Below are 19,616 nucleotides of genomic sequence, written 5' to 3'. Positions count from 1 at the left end.
TGAGTACCTACAGCTGCGCCAGCCAATATTCCACATCCACCTCATCGATCTGCTCGGGGCGCAGGAACTGCTCGGCGTACTGCCGATACACGCCGGTGCTTAGGAACAATCTCAGCAACTGCCCGTCGACATGGTTGTCCCGAGCCATCGACACCAGGATCTTCACCGACTCGGACAGGGTCTTCGGTGCCTTGTACGGTCGGTCCGCCGCAGTCAATGCCTCGAAGATGTCGGCGATCGCCATCACCCGCTCGGGGATGCCCAGCGCATCCTTGCCGAGCCTGCGCGGATAGCCGCTGCCGTCCATCTTCTCGTGGTGGTTGCCGGCAATCGCCGGCACGCGCCGCAGCTGGCGCGGGAACGGCAGCGCGCTGAGCATGATGATGGTCTGCACGATGTGCTCGTTGATCTTGAAGCGCTCCTCGTCGTTGAGGGTGCCACGGCGGATCGACAGGTTGTACAGCTCGCCGTGGTTGCTGGCATGGGCCGGCAGGCGCATGTCGAAACCCCAGTGGTTGCGCGGGTCGTCCTTGGCCACCGGTGGCTTGCGCGGCCCCCAGGGCACCTGGTGCTCGTCGCGGTCGGCAAGCAGCGGCTCCTCCACCGGCAAAGGCGCGGCTGGCGTGTCGGCGAAGCGCGCGGCCTCGTCGCGGGAGATGCCCAGGCGGTTGTCGAAGTGCCGCAGCCAGCGGCGCTGGCCGATAAGGCGCAGGCGCTCGATGTCGGCCTCCTGCATGAACTCGCCGCCGATATTGGCGTGGGCGACGAAGGCGAATTCGTCCTGCAACTCGGCCCGGCACTGCTCCAGCGCCTGGCGCAGCAGCAACTCGTCATCGCCGTTGGCCACGCCTTGCCAGTAGGCGATCTCGGCGTCGCGCCAGAGCACCTCGAAGCGCATCCGCACCTCATGCACACGGTTGTACAGGGTCTCGAGCTTGGTCGCCTTGTCCACCACGTACTCAGGGCTGGTGATCTTGCCGCAATCGTGCAGCCAGGCAGCCACGCGAAACTCGTAGCGCTCGGCCTCGTTCATGCTGAAGCCGGCATAGGGGCCGCTGTCGGCCTGCACGGCCTGGTCCAGGAGCATCTGCGCCAGCTGCGGCACACGCTCGCAATGACCGCCGGTATAGGGGCTCTTGGCGTCGATGGCGTCGGCCAGCAGCTTGATCATGGCGTCCAGCAGGCGCTGCTGGGCCTCGACCAGCTGGCGGGTCTCGATGGCCACGGCGGCGGCGCCGGACAGTTCCTCGACGAAGCGCCGGAACGCCTGCCCGGCGTGTTCGTCCTCCAGTTGCAGCACCAGGATGCCGAGGAGCGACTGGCCGCGGTCGTTGAGCACCACCGCCAGGCTGCGTCCCTGCAACGACAAGGCCTGGGTCACGGCATTGGCGAGGTCCTGATGGTCGTGCTCATGTACCACCAGCTCAGCCGGATAGTCCTGGGCCCGGCAGGCCGCAGCCAGGCGCAGGCGTGTATTGTCGGCATCGTACAGGTACACCGCGCCGGCACTGGCGCTGGCAGCCGCCACCAGGTGGTTGAGCACGCCGTCGAGCATGCGTTCGAGCTGGGTCTCGCGGCTGAGCGTGAGGGTGATCGCCTGGAAGTTGCGGATGGTGCCGGACATGCGGCTGAGCACCCGGCTCAGTTCACGCACCTCCGACACCCGCGAGAGCACACCCACCTCGCGGCTGAAATCAAAGCCGGCCAGGCCCTGCACCTGCTCCGTGAGCCGGCGCAGCGGGCGGCCGATGCGCCGGCCAAGCAAGCCGCCGAGCAACAGCAACACCGCTGCCAGCGCGCCAGCCCAGAGCAGTTGCTCGAACAACACCTGGCGCGCGCCGGCCAGCAGCTCGTGGGCCGGCACGGCAATCAGCACCTGCAGGTCCTGCCCGGCCACGGTGGTCAGCGGCACGCGCATGCCATACCAGGTCTGCCCTTCGACCTGATACGGCTGTGGCCGGGTACCCTGGAGGGTATCAGCATGGATCCGTGCGAGGCTGGCAATGCCCAGTTCATCGATGCGCGACAGGCGCACGCCCTCGCCTTCGCGGACGATGACCCGCTGCAGGTCCGGATAGGCCACCACGCTGCCCTGGTCATCGACCACGGCGATCTCGGTGCCGGCCGTCATGCGCAGGTCGCGGCTCTCGCTGGCCAGGTCGGTGACCGAAACGTCCATGCCGATCACCGCCGCGCCATCGACGCTGCGCTGGGCCATGGTCAGGCCGATCTCGCGGGTGGTAAAGAACACATAAGGGTGGGTAAGCACGGTGGTGGACTGCGCAGAGGCTTCGACGAACCAGGGGCGCTGACGCGGATCGTAGCGGTAGTCCGGCTTGGGCTGGTGCAGCAGCAGGGTCATCCACTGGTCGTAGAAACGCCATTCGCCATGCAACGCGCCGTCTTCGCCCAGGCTGACGGTCTGCACCAGGAACATCGTGCCTGCCGGTGCCGCGAAACGCTGCAGCAACTGCGGATCACGCAGGCGGCGGACCAGCAGGAACTCGCCATTGGGGTAGCCGAGGTAGGCGGCGCTGAGCATGCGGTTGGCGCGCAGGCTCTCGACCAGTTGCGGTAGCCGCTCCAGGTGCTGCGCCATGGCCCCCGCAGAGGCATCGAAGGCCAGCAGGCGGATGCTGCTCTGCACCGGATCGACCAGGCGTCGGGCGCGCTCGTCGATGGTCCGACCGACCTGCTGGGCAGCGTCGCCTGCGGCCGCCACCAGGGTCTGGCGCACCCCCAGGTAGCCCTGCCAGGCCAGGGCCGCGCCCAGCGCCAGCATGCCCAGCATGATCGCCAGCGCCACCAGCCATTGCAGGGAGATACTCCGGCCACGGTTGTTCATGAACGCCTGCCTCGTGCAGACGCCAGCCTTGCCGCATGCTCCATCAACGCGCAGCCCATCCCAGGTACTCCCCGTGTGGCGATTTCCACAGTGTAATCAGCCCGTGCGAACCTGCCGGCCTGTGACAATGGCTGGTAGCGAGACAGTCGCATACTGGCGCAACGACATCAATCGCGCCTTGAATCATTGTGGGAGTGGCCCGTCCCGTAGTCGTCAGAATTGCGGCGAAAAACTCGTATACAAAAAAAAGAAATTCTGTTTACACTGCCTCGCGCCTACGACAACGGTCATCGCCGTTGCGTATTGCGACAGGCTCAAGCCATGCGACATCCGCTATCGCCCAACCTCCCCGGGCCCCCTTCTCGAATGCCGTGCGCCCTGAACGCCGCATTCGCCCTGCTGCCATCGATCCACACGCCCTATACGCCCTCGCCAGGGCCGACCCTGCGTGCGAGCGGTTCTGCTCCAGCCTTCGACGCCGGGCTTAGCCACGGCGCCTGAGGCTTCCCTACAATCAGAAAACACACCCCAAGCGGGAGGGACACCCATGCCCAAGACACTACTGGTCAAGAACGCCGAACTGCTGGTGACCATGGACGGCGAGCGCCGCGAGATCAAACGCGGCGGCCTCTACATCGAAGACAATGTGATCAGGCAGGTCGGCCCCAGCGACACCCTGCCGCAGCACGCCGACGTGATCCTCGACATGACCGGCAAGGTGGTCATCCCGGGCCTGGTCAACACCCACCACCACATGTACCAGAGCCTCACCCGCGTGGTGCCGGCGGCTCAGGACGGCGAGCTGTTCAACTGGCTGACCAACCTCTACCCGATCTGGGCGCGGCTGACCCCGGAGATGATCTCGGTGTCGACCCAGACGGCCATGGCCGAGCTGATCCTCTCGGGCTGCACCACCTCCAGCGACCACCTGTACATCTACCCCAACGGCTGCAAGCTCGACGACAGCATCCACGCTGCCGAGGAGATCGGCATGCGCTTCCACGCCGCGCGCGGCAGCATGAGCGTCGGGCGCAGCCAGGGCGGCCTGCCGCCGGATTCGGTGGTGGAGAAGGAAAGCGACATCCTCAAGGAGTCGCAGCGCCTGATCGAGGACTACCACGATGCCAGCCACGGCTCGATGCTGCGCGTGGTGGTGGCGCCCTGCTCGCCGTTCTCGGTCAGTCGCGACCTGATGCGCGAGGCTGCGGTGCTGGCCCGCCAGTATGGCGTGTCGCTGCATACCCACCTGGCCGAGAACGTCAACGACATCGCTTACAGCCGCGAGAAGTTCGGCATGACCCCGGCCGAATACGCCGAGGACCTGGGCTGGGTCGGCCACGACGTGTGGCACGCCCACTGCGTGCAGCTCGACCAGCACGGCATCGAGCTGTTCGCCCGCACCGGTACCGGGGTCGCCCACTGCCCGTGCTCGAACATGCGCCTGGCCTCAGGCATCGCGCCGATCCGCAAGATGCGCGACCACGGCGTGCCGGTGGGCCTGGGGGTCGATGGCTCGGCATCCAACGACGGCGCCAGCATGATCGGCGAAGTGCGCCAGGCGCTGCTGCTGCAACGGGTCGGTTTCGGGCCGGATGCGATGACCGCCCGCGAGGCGCTGGAGATCGCCACCCTGGGCGGCGCCAAGGTGCTCAACCGCAACGATATCGGCGCCCTCGTCCCGGGCATGGTCGCCGACTTCGTCGCCTTCGACCTCGGCCATGTGGCCTATGCCGGTGCCCTGCACGACCCGCTGGCGGCACTGGTGTTCTGCACCCCGACCCATGTCGACACCAGCGTGATCAACGGGCGCGTGGTGGTTCAGGGTGGGCGCATCACCACCGTCGACCTGCCGCGAGTGCTGGAACGTCACAACCAGTTGGCGCGGCAGTTGGTCATCGGCGAGTAGCAGCGATCCGCCCGATCGCGGGGCAAGCCCGCTCCCACGCCGAGCTTCACGATCAGGGCGGGCCAGCTATGGAACAGCCATTTCCCTGAGCCGCTGCGCCAGCTCCAGGGCCACCCGCCCGCTGGCCGGCGTGGGTACAAGCTGGGTGAACGGGATATCGAGCATGCGGTTCTCGCGCACCGCCCGCAGGCTCGAAAGCACCGGGTCGCGGGTCAGCAGCTGACGCTTGCGGCTGGCCGGCGACCACAGGGCGTCGGCCAGCAGGATTACATCGGGGTCGCTGCTCAACAGCGCCTCGCGGTTGACCGTCACACGGTACTGGTCGAGCCCGGCGAGCACATTGCGCGCTCCGGCGGCGGCCAGCAACGGCGTGACGAAACCCCGCCCGCCTTCGCTGTCCAGCCCCCGGACCTCGCTGTCGAGGTAGAACACCGACAGCGGCTTGCCAGTGGGTGCGATCGCACTGGCCCGCGCCAGGTCCGCCTCCATCGCCTCGATCAATGCCTGCGCCCTCGCCTGCCTGCCCAGCAGCTCGCCGAGGAGGGTCAGGTCACGCCGGACATGGGCGTAGTAATCCAGCGAATGACCGGCACAGGCCGACTCGAGCAGGTAGGTGGCGATCCCGTTGCCGGCCAGCCGGGTTCGCGAGCTGACCCCATCGCCGAAGGCCGAGGCGAATCCGCCGACCACCAGGTCCGGCCTTTGCGCGTACAACACCTCGCTGGCCGGATACTCCCGGGCGATCACCGGCACGCCCTGGTAGCGGCCCTGCTTGTAGGCGACGCCGTTGTCGTCCAGGTAGGCCACCCCGACCATCGATGGCCCGGCGCCAAGGGCGAGCAGCAGGTCGGCCGCGTGCTGGTTGAGCGCCACGATACGCGCAGGCGTCGCCGCAGGCCGTTGCCAGTCCTGCCCGCAGTTGCGAAAGCTCTCGGCCAGGACCGGTGTACCACAGCACAGGGCCAGCGACAGCAGCCAGGCTTTACGCATCGCATGTCACTCCCTTGATCAGCAATCTTTCGGCGATCCTTCCGCCCTCTAGATGCGTTTCCACCAATTCCTCCACCTCCCGATCATCACGTACCCGATACCAGCAGCCGTCAGGGTGTACCGTCAGCACCGGCCCCAGGTTGCAGGGGAACTGACATCCGGTGCGTGTCAGCAGCACGCCGCCCGGCGTCTCGATCAGGTCACGCTCCAGCAACTGGCGGCGCAGGCGTTTCCACAAGGGCAAGGCGCCACGCCGCACGCAGCGTGGGCCGGTGCACAGGAACACCTGGCGGGCATGCTCGGGCACCCGCGACCAGTCCGGATCGCTGGCCACCGCGTTGACCTGGTCGCATGGCAGGTGACGGGCATGCTCGCCGATGCTGGCGCAAGCCGCCCGAGCATCCAGCCCGCGCCGACCCAGGGCCTGGGCCGTGACCCAGATACCGGCCCGGCCTTGCGCCAGGCGCCCCAGTTCATCGCGCAGCCAGTCTAGGTAGGCGCTGTCCGAGGTGGGTTCCAGGTCCACTACCAGCAAGCGCTCAACGCCCTGGTCGAGCGCTTCGCGGATAACCACCCACAACCCGTCGAAGCCCTCCAGCGTATCGACGATATCCCGGTCCGCCTCTCGGCCACGCAGGTCACGGACTTCGGCGCCGAACGCTTCGGCCACTGAACCACCCGCCAAGCCCGGCCCCACGAACAACACGCGCTGATAGTCCATGCTCACGCCCCTCAGAAGGTGTAGGTGTACCGCAGTTCGCTGGTGAACGGCCGTCCGAGGTTGTCGACGTTGCTCGCCCGGCTGGTGACATAGTCGCGGTCGAACAGGTTCTCCACCAGCAGGCTCAGCCGGTGCTGGCGGGCACCGTCCAGGTAGCGGTAGGCATCGGCGTCGACCACCGAGTAATGGCCGTAGTCGACGCCCTTGGAGCTGACCACGTCGCGAATGTAGCGAATGGCCCCTCCGGCACCCCACATGCGGTCCGCCGATTCGTAGCCGAGCCGCGAGCGGGCGAAGAAACTCGGCACGTCATTGATCGTCGCCCCGGTGCGCGACTCGGTGAGGTTGCGGGTCATGTCGGCCTGCAGGCTCCATTGGTCGTCGAGCTGGATACGTGCATCGGCCTCGAAACCACGCATCCGCACCTGGCCCTGTCCGTTCACCCACTGGCTGCCGTCCAGGGTGATCAGGTCGCTGATCTTGCGTCGGAACACGGTGACGCTGGCGCTGAATTCACGTTCCAGCAGCAGGCCGTGGTAGTCCAGGCCAAGCTCGGCATTGCGGCTCTTCTCGGGCTTGAGGTCGCGGTTGCCGATCTCGTCGCCGGGCTCGTTGACGAACAGCTGCTCGGCGTTGGGCAGCTTGTAGGCGCTGCCGTACTGGCCACGCAGCTGCCAGTTGTCGTTCAGGTCGTACAGCGAGGTGAGCATGCCCACCGTGGCGCTGTCGCCGCCGCTCATGGCCTCGTGGCGCACGCCAAGGCTCGGGTGCCAGTTCGGCAGGACCTCTATCCTGGGCCGCAGCTGGGCATACAGCGCATTGGCCTGGGCCTTGTTGTCGTCGATCACCAGCACGTCGTCCTGGCCCTTGAACCATTGGTAGTCGGAACCGAACACCAGCACATGGCCGCCGTCGAGCTCGGCCTTGCCCTCGGCCTGCACGCCCCAGTCGGTGAAGCCCCAGTAGTCGTTGTGGTTGACCACGTTGCAGCTGCCATCGTCACGGTTGTTGATGCGGGTGTAGCGGGTGTCCCAGTCGTTGACGTGGCCCTTGATGAAGTAGCTCAGGCGCTCGTTGAGGCGCTGCTCGAAGGTGGCGGTGGCGATCTGCTGCACACGGTCGTTGGTGGTCTTGTAGTTGTTCACCGGCCGGGCGAAATCGAGGTTGGCGTCGGTGTACTGGTAGAACAGTTCCAGCCGCGCATCGTCACCGAAGGCCTGGATCGCCTTGCCGCCGAAAGTGGTCACCTCATAGCCGCGCTTCTTGTCGCTGACGTTGCCGCTGTAGTCGCGGTTGCGAAACGGCTGGTAGCCGTCGGAGACGTTGTGGCTGACATAGGCCAGCAGGCCCAGGTCGCCGAAACCGTTGCTGAAGATCCGCTCGACGCGGGCGTCCTTGCTGCTGCCGGCGAAGCTGTCCAGGCCCAGGTTGACCTCGCCCGAAGCCTCGCGGCTCTGCGGGCTGCGGGTGACGATATTGATCACCCCCGCCACCGCCTGGGTGCCGAACAACAGGCTCTGGCCGCCCTTGAGCACCTCGATGCGCTCCACCGCGTTGGCCGGTAGGGTGTCCAGGTACAGGCCGCCGTACAGGCGGTTGTTCAGGCGCACGCCGTCGAGAAGGATCAGTGTGTCGTCGTTGCGCCCGCCCAGCAGTGAGTAGGTGCCGTAGTCGAACGGGCCGTTCTTCGGCGCGACGTAGAAGCCGGGGATGAACATCTGCATCACCCGGGTGATGTCGGCACCGGGGCCGGCGCGCTCGATCTGCTCGCGGCTGACGATCTCGACCTTGCTGCCGTACTGGGCCATGGCGGCGACCGTGGTCGACTCCACCGACGGCGCGGCGACGATCTGCTGGTGGAGGATCAGGGGCATGTTTTCGGCCAGCGCCAGGGGGCTGGCCAGAAAGCCCAGGAACAGGGTCCGGGCCTTGGGGGAGAAACGTTGGGAGTGAATCACAGCAATCATGCTCTTCTCGAAAGTGACTTTCGCAGAAGCACGCAGGAGCAGGGATCGCGCACACGCCAATACCGGCCCATGCCCGCCCACCGCAGGAGTTTGCCTACCACATTCCAGGCCGGTCTCCGGGCTCGCAAGACAAGACGCCTTCACCTTCCCATGGCGCACTGGCCACAGTGGTCTATCGAAGGCATCACTTGCATACCGTTGCGGGGGCAGCACCGGACTGGCGCGAAGCGCGTACCGGTTTCCCGTTTCACCCCATGCGCGGCGGCATGGGACACCTGAAATCGGTCGGCATCTGAACACCTGCGGCCGAGAGGCGTCAAGCCAGCCAGGTGAATCGATTCGAATGTTTTTTATCGGCCGATCACTCTAGGCAGATGTTTCAAACGCTGTAGAATCCGCACGCCGAACCTATTCTCATTCCCTTCGAGCTTTGCCGATGAAGCTGGCCCGCCACACACGATCGCAAGTCGCCTGGGTGCTGTATTTCAGCATCCTGTTCGGCTCGTTGCTGTGCGCCATGGGCCATGGCCAGATGGCCGGCTTGCGCCTGGCCGGCCTGGATGACGCCGCCTGGTGCGCGGCCGACAGCAGCGGCGTGTTCAAGGGCGACCAGGACATCACCGACCCGGTGCTGCCCGCCGGCGGCGACTGCGTGATCGCCAGCCTGTTCAGCGCCACCCTGCTGGCGGTGTTCTTCGGCCTGCTGGCCCTGCTCGCCGGGGAGTCGAGCAAACCCTTACCCAGACAACCCGCGCCGCCCCTGCCCAAGCAGCGCTGGCCACTGGTCAATCCGCGCGCCTCCCCCGCTTCGCTTCTCGCGTTCTGACATCGCCACGCCCAAGTACTGCCTGATCGGCAGCGGGCGTGCGCCCACCGATTTCAGCCAGGAAGCCTTGCATGTTCCGCATGACCACTTTGGCGCTGCTCGTTGGCAGCGCAACCTGCGCCTGGGCGCAGGATGACACCCTGACCCTGCCCGCCAGCAACGTCACGGCCACCGCCGACCAACCCAAAGAAGCCACCACCCTGGACCTCGACCGGCCTATCGAAAGCGGCTCGCGGCTCAACCTCAGCGCCCGGGAAAACCCGGCCTCGGTCAGCGTCGCCGACCGCAAGACCATGGAGCGCATCGGCGCGCGCAACTTCCAGGACGCCGCCAACGCCCTGCCCGGGGTCAACGCCTCGGCACCGCCCGGCTGGGGCGGCTACGTGTCGTATCGCGGCTTCAACGGTGCCCAGATCAGCCAGCTGTTCAATGGCATCAACCTGCAGTACGGCGCCGCCGGGCGTCCGGTCGGGGCGTGGATCTACGACCGCGTCGAGCTGCTCGGCGGGCCCTCGTCGTTCCTCAATGGCAGCGGCGCCGTCGGTGGCAGCCTGAACATGATCACCAAGCTGGCCAACCGCGACGAAGACAGCTTCGAAGGCCGCGTCAGCTATGGTCGCTACGACACCATGGAAACCTCGGTCGGCTTCAACAAGGCGCTCAACAGCGGCGACGGCCCGCGCCACTACGCGCGGCTCGACTACAGCCGCACCAGTACCAATGGCTACATCGACCGCCAGGAGAACGGTGCCGGCAACCTGGCCTTCTCGCTGCTCAGCGACATCAACGAACAGCTGTCGCACACCCTGGCCATCGAGTACCTGGAAGAAAAAGAGGACAGCCCGTACTGGGGCACGCCGGTGCTGCAACCGGCGGTCGGCACCCTGCACATCGACAAGCACAATCGCTTCAACAACTACAACGTCGAGGACGGCCGCTACGAGCAGCGCACCCGCTGGCTGCGCTCGATCACCGACTACCGCATCGATGACAGCAACCAGCTGCGCAACACCTTCTACCACTACAACGGCCAGCGCGATTACCGCAACCTCGAGGTGTACCGCTACAACGCCGGCAATACCGTCATCGACCGCTCCGGCGGCTACCGCCAGCGCCACGACCAAGAGGTCAACGGCAACCGCGTCGAGCTGACCCACCAGGGCCAGCTGTTCGGCCTGGCCAGCGACTGGGCGTTCGGCGTGGACTACAACCGCAACCAGCAGACCGCCTACCCGCTGTCCAAGGGCGCGTTCGACCGCATCGACCCGAGCGGCTTCCAGCCCGACCACTTCCTCGACATCCCCGGCATGGACGCGCCGCGCGCCAAGGGCCGCAGCACCACCACCGACACCACCGCGGGTTTTGTCGAGAACCGCACCCGCCTGACCGACCAGCTGGCGTTGATCACCGCGCTGCGCTACGACCATATCGACTTCGACGTGGTCGACCATGTGACCCGGGCCAAGCTGGACCGGCGCTGGGATGCGTTCACCGGACGCCTGGGCCTGGTCTACGACCTGACGCCCAATGTCAGCCTGTATACCCAGTACAGCACCTCGGCCGAGCCGCCGGGAGGCTCGCTCACCGGCGCCTCGCTCAGCCAGGTCGGCGATTTCGACCTGAGCACCGGCCGCCAGGTGGAAGTGGGCAGCAAGTTCGACTTTCTCGACGGGCGCGGCTCGGCCACCGCGGCGGCCTATCGCATCGTGCGCAAGAACATCTCGGTGCCCTCCTCGACCGTGCCCAACACCACCGAGCAGGCGGGCCAGCAGACCTCCACCGGCATCGAGCTGGCGGCCTCGTTCAAGGTCACGCCCAAGCTGCTGGCGGCGGGCAACTTCAGCTGGGTCAACGCTGAGTACGACGAATTCAACGAGACCATCGGCGGCGTGGTGTACTCGCGCAAGGGCAAGAACCCGGTGAACATTCCCGACCGGGTCGCCAACCTGTGGCTGACCTACGACCTCGCGCCGGGCTGGCAGGTCGGCGCCGATGCCCGCTATGTGTCGTCGGTGTACGCCAACACCGCCAACACCGCCTGGGTGCCGTCGTACACCGTCTACGGGCTGTCGATGACCCACGACCTGGACCAGCACGTGCAGCTCAGCGCGCGGCTGCGCAACCTCACCGACGAGGTCTACGCCCGCTTCATCCACCAAACCAACACCCAGTACTACCTGGGTGAGCCGCGCAGCCTGGAAGTCGCTGTGCAGTGGAGCTACTGATGAGCCTGAAACGCCAGCTGTACCTGTGGCACCGCTGGCTGGGCATCGTCGCCTGCCTGTTCATGGCGCTGTGGTTCGTTTCCGGGGTGGTCATGCTGTATGTCGGCTACCCCAAGCTGACCCCGGCCGAGCGCCTGGCCCACCTGCCGGCCTTGCCGGCGGGGTGCTGCGCCGAGTTGCCGGCGCAGTGGGCGCAGCAGCCGTTGAAGGCACTGCGCCTGACCAGCCTGGGCGGGCGGGCGCACTACCTGCTGGAACTGGCTGACGGTCGCCGCGTCACCCTCGACGCCGCCAGCGGCGCGCCCTTGGCTCACGCCGATGCCGCCTGGGCACTGGCCAATGCCCGGCAGTACGCCGGTGACGCCGCGCTGGCCTACCAGGGCACGGTGGACGAGGACATGTGGACCCACTCCCGGGCCCTGGACGGCGACCGGCCCCTGCACCGGGTGCAGGTGGACGATGCCGCCGGCACCTTGCTGTACCTGTCCGGGCGCAGCGGTGAAGTGGTGCGCGACGCCACCGCGCAGGAGCGCGCCTGGAACTGGGTCGGTGCCTGGCTGCACTGGCTCTATCCCTTGCGTGGCGGGTTTGGCTTCGACAACGGTTGGCGCACGCTGGTGATCGGCCTGTCCGTGCTCGGCACGCTGATGGCGATCCTGGGCATGGCGGTGGGCATCCTGCGCCTGCGGCTGCGCAGGCGCTACCGCAGCGGCTCGTGCAGCCCCTACCCCGGCGGCTGGCTGCGCTGGCACCACATCGGCGGGCTGCTGTTCGGCGGCGTGCTGGTGTTGTGGGTGTTCAGTGGTTTGATGTCGATGCGTCCCTGGGGCCTGACCGACAGCCGTTCGCAGATCGCCCTGCAACCCGGCCCGCTGCGCGCCGCCGACCTCAAGCTGCCGGTCGCCACCGCGTTGGCGAGGTTGCGCGAGGAGGCAGGTTTCAACACCGTCGAGTTGCAGTGGCAGCGCCTGGCCGACGTCACCAACCTGGTGGCACGTAATGCCAACGGTGACAGCCGCGTCCTCGAAGCCGGCACGCCACCGGCCCGGGCATTTGCCCGACAGCGGTTGCTGGCGGCCGCGCAGACCATGGCCCCGGGCATCGGAGTGCAAGACGACTGGCAGACCGCCTACGACTTCCACTACTTCGCCCGCGATCCGCAGAGCATGTACGGCTTCCAGTCCCGCCCTTTGCCCGTGCTGCGCCTGCGCTTCGCCGACCCGGCCGCTACCTGGGCCTACCTGGACCCGGCCAGCGGCCTGCTGGTGGCCAGCCATGACCGGACGCAACGGACCGGGCGCTGGTTGTTCAACCTGCTGCACAGCTGGGACTGGCAACCGCTGCTGGCGCGGCCGCTGTTGCGGGAAGGGCTGATCATCGCAGTGAGTGCCGGTGGACTGGTGATTGCCCTCAGCGGTGTGGTGCTGGGTTGGCGGCGTTTGCGCAGGACGCTCCGTTAGCGTCTGCATCGAGCATGCAGCGTTCTCGGCGGGCTCTCGTGGGAGCGGCGGTGCGCCGCCGCTCCCACGCTGATAACGCCTAGAACTCTTGGCCCAGCCGACTGCTACCCCCGCTTCTTCTTCACCCCGCCCTGCCTGGCCTTGAACCGCGGGTTGGACTTGCAGATCACATAGATCCGGCCACGACGCTTGACCACCTGGCAATCACGATGACGGCGCTTGGCCTGCTTGAGTGAGGACAGTACTTGCATAGGAACCTCAGGTTACGTAATAACATTACAATAACGCGAATCATTTCCATCTGACAACCGCTCTGAATACCTAATCTGGCTGTGGCGCCAGCGTATCGTTAAATGTTACGTTATTACATATTAATTGGAGAACCCTCGTGAACCCTCGCGCACCGCTTCTGGCCGGCCTCACCCTGGGCCTGTTCGGCCAACCCCTCTCGGCAGCCCAACCCCTGCTGCTGGAAGAAACCTCGATCACCGACGCCTACCTCGAAGAGCGTGCCGACGGCCCGGTGCAAGGCTACCGCGCCACCCGCTCGGCCACCGCCACCCGTACCGACAGCGATATCCGTGACACCCCGCAAAGTATCCAGGTGGTGCCCGCCCAGGTGATCAAGGACCTCAACACCACCCGCATCGACCGCGCCCTGGATTTCGCCGGCGGCGTGTCGCGGCAAAACAACTTCGGCGGCCTGACCTTCCTCAACTACAGCGTGCGCGGCTTCACCACCGGCGAGCTGTACAAGAACGGTTTCGCCATCAACCGCGGCAGCTACAGCTCCCCGGACACCTCCAGCATCGAGCGCATCGAAGTGCTCAAGGGCCCGGCCGCCAGCCTCTATGGCCGTGGCGACCCTGGCGGTCTGGTCAATATCGTCAGCAAGCGTCCCCAGGCCGAGACCTTCAGCACCCTCAGCCTGAGCGCGGGCAGCTGGGACCGCTACCGCACCGCCCTGGATGCCAACTCGCCCCTGGACAGCGAAGGCAACCTGCTGGGCCGGATCAACCTGGCCGTGGAGGACAACGGCAGTTTCCGCGATCACGTGGACAGTGAACGACGCATTGTCAGCCCGTCGCTGAGCTGGCAGCTGTCGCCGGACACCCGCGTGATGCTCGATGCCGAATTCTCGCGCACCGAATCGGTGTTCGACCGGGGCATTCCGGCGGTCAACGGCCAGATGGGTTCGGTACCGCGCTCGACCTTCATGGGCGAACCCAACGACGGCAGGATCCGCAACGACAACCAGACCCTCGACCTGGCGCTGGAGCACTTCCTCAACGACGACTGGAAGCTGCGCCTGGCCAACCACTACACCCAGGGCAAGCTCAAGGGCAACAGCTCCGAGCCCCAGGCCCTGGTCGGCACGACAATCACCCGCTTCTACCGCGAGCGTGACTTCGAATGGAACGACAACATCACCCAGGCCGAGCTGCACGGCCAGTTCCAGCTGGGCGGCTGGCAGCACCAGGCCCTGATCGGGCTTGAATACGAAAACTACCGCAACAGCCAGAAGTACCCGCAAAGCGCGACCTCGGCGGGCTATGGCCTGGACATCTACAACCCGGTGTACGGCAAGCCCAAGCCGACCGTCGTCCGTCCCAACGACTTCTTCGAGCACACCGAAAGCTATGCCCTCAACCTGCAGGACCAGATCGCCTTCACCGAGCGCCTGCGCGGGTTGGTAGGTGTGCGCCTGGAGCGTATCGAACAGATTTCGCAGAACCGCGCCACGGGCGCCAGCGACAGCCAGGAAAAGGATGTCGCCACGCCGCGCGTAGGGCTGCTGTACCAGCTGACCCCACAGGTCGGCGTGTTCGCCAATGCCTCGACATCGTTCAAGCCTAATACCATCGGCACCCAGGGCCAGGTCTACAAGCCTGAAAAAGGCCTGGGCTACGAGACCGGGCTCAAGCTCGACCTGCTCGACAGCCGCCTGGGCGCGACCGTCGCGCTGTTCCATATCGACAAGGAGAACGTCATCACCACCGACGCGCTCGGCGAAAGCGTGGCGGCCGGCAAGGCGCGCAGCCAGGGCCTGGACCTGCAGTTCAGCGGCCAGCTGACCGATGCCGTGCGGGTGATCGGTGCCTACGCTTATATCGATGCCGAGGTCACCAAGGGCGACGCCGCCCTGCCCAAGGGCAGCGACTTGCTGGGCATTGCCCGCAACAGCGGCAGCGTGATGGGCGTTTACGAGTTCCAGGACGGTGCCCTGCGCGGCTCGGACGTCGGCGCGGCGTTCAACTATGTCGGCGAGCGCTCCGGCCAGGCCGGCAGCCACTTCACCCTGGACGCCTACAGCACGGTCGACCTGCTGGCGCACTACAAGGCCAGCGAACAGGTCACCGTGGGGCTGAACCTCAACAACCTGTTCGACCGCAAATACTACGAACGCTCGTACAACAGTTCGTGGGTGCTGCCGGGCGAGCCACGCAACTTCAGCGTAAGCCTGACCCTCAGTCTCTGAGGGTCGTTCACGTCGCCATGGGCGACCCGACCCTGCGCCCAAGCGCCTGCCAGCCCAGCACCAGCACAAACACCCCGGCAAAGGCCATGACGATGGTCGGCGCTGGGGCGCTGTCGAGGTAGAACGAGCTGTACACGCCCACGAACGAACAGCCGATGGCGACCAGCAGCGCCAGCCACAACATATTTCGGAACTGCCGCGTCAGCAGCGCGGCGATGGCCCCCGGGGCAATCAGCAAGGCGATCGCCAGGATCACCCCCCCCGAGGCCTTCAGCGCCCCGACCACCGCCAACGAAATCAGGCACAGCAGGCCATAGTGCAGCCAGCCGCTGCGCAGGCCGACCGCCTGGGCCTGCACCGCATCGAAGGTATGCAGCATCAGGTCCTTCCACTTGGTGGCGATGACCAGCGCCGTGAGCACGGCGATGCCCGCGCACAGCCACAGGTCCTGGGGGCCGGCGCCGAGGATGTCGCTGAACAGGATATGGTCCAGATGCACATCGGACTGGATCCTCAGGTACAGCACCAACCCCAGGCCGAACATGCCCGAATAGACGATGCCCATCACCGTGTCCTGCTTGATGCGGCTGTTCTCCTTGAGGTAGCCCGTGGCCACCGCGCAGAACATGCCGGCCTGGAACGCCCCGATGGCGTAGGGAATCTGCACGATGTAAGCGATCACCACGCCGGGGAACACCGCGTGGGCGATGGCGAAGCCGCGCTCGCCCAGGTGGCTGCCGATATGGGCGGACAGGACGGGATCGTCCTCGATGGCGAGGATGCGCACCGGGGCATGGGAAGCGAGAGCCGACTGCATGGATTACCTTGCGAATGATAATGATTGCTTGTCGCGTATTCTGACAAATCCCAGCCCTTCGCCACAAATCTCATCGTTCCCATCACGGCTCCCCAGGCGACATGAAGGAAACTTCATATTCGCCTTCACGCCCCTGATAGCGGGGCCGACCGGCATAGCGCAGGCATTGCGCAGCGAGGCTCGCCTTGAGCCCCCCTGCCCGTCCGCGTAGCATCGCGACCCCATTGCGTGACACCACGAAGCCCATGCCCCAGCCCATTCCCCTCAAGGACCACGAAAAGGAAAAGCACCTGGTCAACCGCCGGTTGCTGGCCTGTGCCCTGCTGGTGATGAGCCTGGTGGCGGTGCTGGTGGGCCGGCTCTATGTCCTCCAGGTGCTGCAGCATGACCAGCAGAGCGCGGTGTCGGAGAACAACCGCGTGCATGTGCTGCCGATTCCGCCCGAGCGCGGCTTGATCTATGACCGCAACGGCGTGGTGCTGGCCGACAACAAGCCCAGCTTCAACCTGACCATGACCCGCGAACGGGCCGGCGACCCGGCGCGGGTGCTCGACAGCCTGGCGCAGATCCTCACGCTGTCCGAGGACGACCGCCAGCAGTTCGACAAGGACCTGCGCCGCGGTCGCAAGCCGTTCGAGCCGGTGACCCTGCTGGTGGGCCTGAGCGAAGAGCAGATCGCCCTGATCGCGGTCAACCAGTTCCGCCTGCCGGGGCTGGAGGTCGAGCCGCAGTTCATCCGCGAATACCCGCTGGCCGAGCACTTCGCCCATTCGGTGGGCTACGTCGGGCGCATCAACGAAAAGGAAGCCAAGGCCCTCGACAGCACCGCCTACCGCGGCACCCAGTCGATCGGCAAGACCGGCATCGAACGCTTCTACGAGAACGAACTGCACGGTCAGGTGGGCTACGAGGAAGTCGAGACCAACGCCCAGGGCCGGGTGATGCGCGTGCTCAACCACCACGACCCGGTGCCGGGCAAGGACATCGTGCTGAGCCTCGACGCCCATCTGCAGCAGGCCGCCGAGAAGGCCCTGGGCGATCGGCGCGGCGCGGTGGTGGTGCTCGACCCGGCCAACGGCGATGTGCTGGCGATGGTCAGCAACCCGGCCTTCGACCCCAACCTGTTCGTCAAGGGCATCAGCTACAGGCAGTACGCCGCCCTGCGCGACTCCATCGACCGGCCGCTGTTCAACCGCGTGCTGCGCGGGCTGTACGCCCCCGGCTCGACGGTCAAGCCCGAGGTGGCCATCGCCGGCCTCGACAGCGGCGTGATCAACCCCGCCAGCCGGGTCTTCGACCCCGGCTACTACGAGCTGCCCAACTACGACCACAAATACCGCAACTGGAACCGCACGGGCGATGGCTGGGTGGACATGTACACGGCGATCATGCGCTCCAACGACACCTACTTCTACGACCTCGCGCACAAGCTGGGCATCGACCGCCTGCACGACTACATGGCCGAGTTCGGCCTGGGCCAGAAGGTCTCGCTGGACATGTTCGAGGAAGCCCCCGGGCTGATGCCGTCACAGGCCTGGAAGCGCGCCACCCGGCGCCAGGCCTGGTTCCCCGGCGAGACGCTGATCCTCGGCATCGGCCAGGGCTACATGCAGGTCACCCCGCTGCAACTGGCCCAGGCCACCAGCCTCTTGGCCAGCAAGGGCGCCTGGCACCGCCCGCACCTGGCGCTGACCATCGGCGGCCAGGCGCCGGTGGACCCCAACCCGATGCCGGATATCGTGCTGCACGACCGGCACGCCTGGGACCAGGTCAGCCAGGGCATGCAGATGGTCATGCACGACCCGCGCGGCATCGCCCGCGCCGCCGCCGCCGGCGCGCAGTACCGCATCGCCGGCAAGAGCGGCACGGCGCAGGTGGTGGCGATCAAGCAGGGCGAGCGCTACAACCGCGACAAGACCCTCGAGCGCCACCGCGACAACGCCCTGTTCGTCGGCTTCGCCCCGGCCGAGCACCCGGCGATGGTGGTGGCGGTGATGATCGAGAACGGCGAGGCCGGTGGTCGGGTGGCGGGGCCGGTGGTGCGGGAGGTGATGGATGCGTACTTACTGGATGAGCAAGGGCATTTGAAGGCGCAGTACGCGGGGATGGTCAAGGCTGTTCCGCATACATAGAACCGCGCCTGAATCGAGGCTTGGATACTTGGCGCAAACACCGGGCTACATACCCCGGAGCCAGCAATGCAGCATTCGGAGGGGTGGTCGGGGCCGGCATGAAAACGCCTGAACGAGTTGTCTATCCGTATGACTCTGCGTGCAGCACAACAGGCCTGCAACTGGCAAAAATATCAGGCTTGGTCGCCGGAGAACCAGCGACCAATCCAACGCGGGGACAACAGCTAAGCCACGTTTGAAGCGGCGCTACAACGCGACGGCAACCGCCGCTCAGGCACAAAGCCGCAGCGGTTCCAGGGTCCGACAGAGTACGTCGAGCACCCGGTCTTCCTGCTCATGGATAAAGAAATGCCCGCCGGGGAACTTCGCCAGCGAATGCGCACCCACGGTCTCCCGTCCCCAGGCCTGCAACTGTTCGTCACTGGCGCGATCATCCTCGCCGGCAAGCACGTGCAGCGGGCATTGCAACGGCTGGCGCTGCTGGTAGGCGTAGCGGCCACAGAGCAGGAAGTCCGCCTGCACGATCGGCAGGGTCAGGCTCATCAGCTCCTGGTTGGCCAGTACTTCCTCGGGGGTGCCGCCCAGCTTGCGCAGTTCGGCGATCAGCTCGGCGTCGCCACGGGGTTCGGTCCACTTGCCGCCGGCGTAGTCCTCGCGGCGGGTCGGCGCCGCGGTGCCACTGGCGAACAACGCCAGCGGCGGTGGACAGCCCAGCGCACGCAGCTCGTGGGCCAGCTCGAAGGCGACCAGCGCTCCCAGGCTGTGCCCGAGCAAGGCGTAAGGTGCCTGGGTGGCGGTGCGCTGCTCATGGGCCAACTGCCGAGCCAGGCCGCGCAGGTCGGTGTGCAGGTCATCGCCCATGCGCGCGCCGCGGCCGGGCAGTTCCACCGGGCGCACCTGCAACCAGGCCGGCAGCTTGCGCCGCCAGCGGCTGTAGACCATGGCGCTGGCACCGGAGTACGGCAGGCACAGCAGGTTCAGGCTCGACACCGGCTTACTGCGCCGCTGCTTCGGCCATCTTCTGGCGCAGGCTCAGTGGGCGCATGTCGGTCCAGACCTTATCGATGTAGGCCAGGCAGTCCTTCTTCAGGCCGCTCTTGCCCACCGCGCGCCAGCCGTTGGGGATCGCCTTGTAGTCGGGCCAGATGGAATACTGCTCTTCGTGGTTGACCACTACCTGGAACTGGATATCGTCGCGGTCGAAAACGGAAGTCATTGCTTGTCTCCTTGAATGATGAGTGCCGAACG

The 19,616-nt window shown here is 66.3% G+C and carries 14 protein-coding genes and 1 riboswitch; of the genes, 6 read left to right on the top strand and 8 right to left on the bottom strand.

Going from position 1 to position 19,616, the window contains the following annotated elements:
- Positions 1 to 7: 7 nt before the first annotated feature.
- A complete protein-coding gene (locus tag K2O50_RS10920) occupies positions 8 to 2,845 on the bottom strand; it encodes an HD domain-containing phosphohydrolase (protein ID WP_050706081.1) in 2,838 nt (945 codons plus the stop codon).
- A 547-nt stretch (positions 2,846 to 3,392) separates the two neighbouring features.
- On the opposite strand from K2O50_RS10920, the gene K2O50_RS10915 reads away from it, so the two are divergent.
- A complete protein-coding gene (locus K2O50_RS10915) occupies positions 3,393 to 4,751 on the top strand; it encodes an 8-oxoguanine deaminase (RefSeq protein WP_220690010.1) in 1,359 nt (452 codons plus the stop codon).
- Positions 4,752 to 4,817: 66 nt separating this feature from the next.
- Here K2O50_RS10915 and K2O50_RS10910 read toward each other — a convergent pair whose 3' ends face one another.
- The 3 genes from K2O50_RS10910 to K2O50_RS10900 are packed head-to-tail and all read right to left on the bottom strand — an operon-like array spanning position 4,818 to position 8,429.
- Positions 4,818 to 5,741 (bottom strand): ABC transporter substrate-binding protein, encoded by a 924-nt coding sequence (locus K2O50_RS10910; protein ID WP_050706083.1) that lies wholly within the window; start codon positions 5,739 to 5,741, stop codon positions 4,818 to 4,820.
- The gene (locus tag K2O50_RS10905; RefSeq protein WP_050706084.1) at positions 5,734 to 6,462 is read right to left on the bottom strand and encodes a hypothetical protein; all 729 of its coding nucleotides are present in this window, start codon (positions 6,460 to 6,462) and stop codon (positions 5,734 to 5,736) included. Before K2O50_RS10905 ends, K2O50_RS10910 begins: the two co-directional genes overlap by 8 nt.
- An 11-nt stretch (positions 6,463 to 6,473) precedes the next feature.
- Positions 6,474 to 8,429 (bottom strand): TonB-dependent siderophore receptor, encoded by a 1,956-nt coding sequence (locus K2O50_RS10900; protein ID WP_050706085.1) that lies wholly within the window; start codon positions 8,427 to 8,429, stop codon positions 6,474 to 6,476.
- An 89-nt stretch (positions 8,430 to 8,518) separates the two neighbouring features.
- A riboswitch (cobalamin riboswitch) is annotated at positions 8,519 to 8,723 on the bottom strand.
- A gap of 142 nt (positions 8,724 to 8,865) precedes the next feature.
- On the opposite strand from K2O50_RS10900, the gene K2O50_RS10895 reads away from it, so the two are divergent.
- From K2O50_RS10895 to K2O50_RS10885, 3 genes are all read left to right on the top strand, one after another.
- Positions 8,866 to 9,255, top strand: a complete 390-nt coding sequence (locus K2O50_RS10895; protein ID WP_028689433.1) for a DUF2946 family protein — start codon at positions 8,866 to 8,868, stop codon at positions 9,253 to 9,255.
- A 71-nt stretch (positions 9,256 to 9,326) separates the two neighbouring features.
- On the top strand, positions 9,327 to 11,480 hold the full coding sequence (locus K2O50_RS10890) for a TonB-dependent siderophore receptor (protein WP_050706086.1): 2,154 nt from the start codon (positions 9,327 to 9,329) through the stop codon (positions 11,478 to 11,480).
- Between the two features lie 5 nt (positions 11,481 to 11,485).
- Positions 11,486 to 12,940 (top strand): PepSY domain-containing protein, encoded by a 1,455-nt coding sequence (locus K2O50_RS10885; RefSeq protein WP_050706191.1) that lies wholly within the window; start codon positions 11,486 to 11,488, stop codon positions 12,938 to 12,940.
- 104 nt (positions 12,941 to 13,044) lie between these two features.
- Here the strand turns inward: K2O50_RS10885 and ykgO are convergent, their stop codons facing one another.
- Positions 13,045 to 13,191 (bottom strand): type B 50S ribosomal protein L36, encoded by a 147-nt coding sequence (gene ykgO, locus K2O50_RS10880; RefSeq protein ID WP_023632134.1) that lies wholly within the window; start codon positions 13,189 to 13,191, stop codon positions 13,045 to 13,047.
- Between the two features lie 137 nt (positions 13,192 to 13,328).
- On the opposite strand from ykgO, the gene K2O50_RS10875 reads away from it, so the two are divergent.
- Positions 13,329 to 15,419: a TonB-dependent siderophore receptor gene (locus tag K2O50_RS10875; protein WP_052895959.1), complete on the top strand. Its 2,091-nt coding sequence runs from the start codon at positions 13,329 to 13,331 to the stop codon at positions 15,417 to 15,419.
- A gap of 7 nt (positions 15,420 to 15,426) precedes the next feature.
- Here the strand turns inward: K2O50_RS10875 and K2O50_RS10870 are convergent, their stop codons facing one another.
- Complete coding sequence (locus tag K2O50_RS10870) at positions 15,427 to 16,236, bottom strand: metal ABC transporter permease (RefSeq protein WP_050706087.1); 810 nt, start codon at positions 16,234 to 16,236, stop codon at positions 15,427 to 15,429.
- A 245-nt stretch (positions 16,237 to 16,481) separates the two neighbouring features.
- Between K2O50_RS10870 and mrdA the strand changes: the two genes are divergently transcribed.
- Complete coding sequence (gene mrdA / locus K2O50_RS10865; RefSeq protein WP_050706088.1) at positions 16,482 to 18,368, top strand: penicillin-binding protein 2; 1,887 nt, start codon at positions 16,482 to 16,484, stop codon at positions 18,366 to 18,368.
- Positions 18,369 to 18,638: 270 nt separating this feature from the next.
- Here mrdA and K2O50_RS10860 read toward each other — a convergent pair whose 3' ends face one another.
- On the bottom strand, positions 18,639 to 19,358 hold the full coding sequence (locus K2O50_RS10860; RefSeq protein ID WP_050706089.1) for a thioesterase II family protein: 720 nt from the start codon (positions 19,356 to 19,358) through the stop codon (positions 18,639 to 18,641).
- Positions 19,359 to 19,362: 4 nt separating this feature from the next.
- On the bottom strand, positions 19,363 to 19,584 hold the full coding sequence (locus K2O50_RS10855) for an MbtH family protein (RefSeq protein WP_050706090.1): 222 nt from the start codon (positions 19,582 to 19,584) through the stop codon (positions 19,363 to 19,365).
- Positions 19,585 to 19,616: the final 32 nt, after the last annotated feature.

Origin of the sequence: Pseudomonas sp. 2hn, from assembly GCF_019646095.1 — a bacterium.
Taxonomy (GTDB): Bacteria; Pseudomonadota; Gammaproteobacteria; order Pseudomonadales; family Pseudomonadaceae; genus Aquipseudomonas; species Aquipseudomonas peradeniyensis.
Note: the sequence above shows the minus strand (reverse complement) of the source record. Positions and strands in the feature narration are given on the sequence as shown.